This window comes from Arthrospira sp. PCC 8006 (assembly GCF_046480465.1).
Taxonomy (GTDB): Bacteria; Cyanobacteriota; Cyanobacteriia; order Cyanobacteriales; family Microcoleaceae; genus Limnospira; species Limnospira platensis.
Window position 1 is genome coordinate 1 of record NZ_PKGG01000633.1, and the last position, 306, is coordinate 306.

The 306-nt window shown below is 71.2% G+C and carries 1 protein-coding gene; it reads left to right on the forward strand.

Going from position 1 to position 306, the window contains the following annotated elements:
• Nucleotides 1–306, forward strand: a 306-nt coding sequence (locus tag B9T16_RS29690; RefSeq protein WP_410246493.1) for a methyltransferase domain-containing protein, incomplete at both ends; no start/stop codon positions are given.

The following is a 306-nucleotide window of genomic DNA, read 5'->3' on the forward strand; positions in this document are numbered from 1 at the left end:
CGGGTTTCGATGACGGCGTCTTCTCGGTGCAGGACGAAGCGGCGCAATTGCCCGCCGAGCTGATCGAGGCGCCCGCGCAGGGTCGTTTGCTGGATGCCTGCGCGGCCCCCGGCGGCAAGACCGGACAACTGGCGGAGCGTTTTCCCGACGCCACCCTGATCGCCCTGGACAACGACGCCGCGCGCCTGGATCGGGTGCGCAGCAATCTGGCCCGCCTGGGTGCGCAGGCCACAGTGCTGGCCGGGGACGCCGCCGACCCGTCCGGCTGGTGGGACGGCACACCCTTCGATGCCATCCTGCTGGACG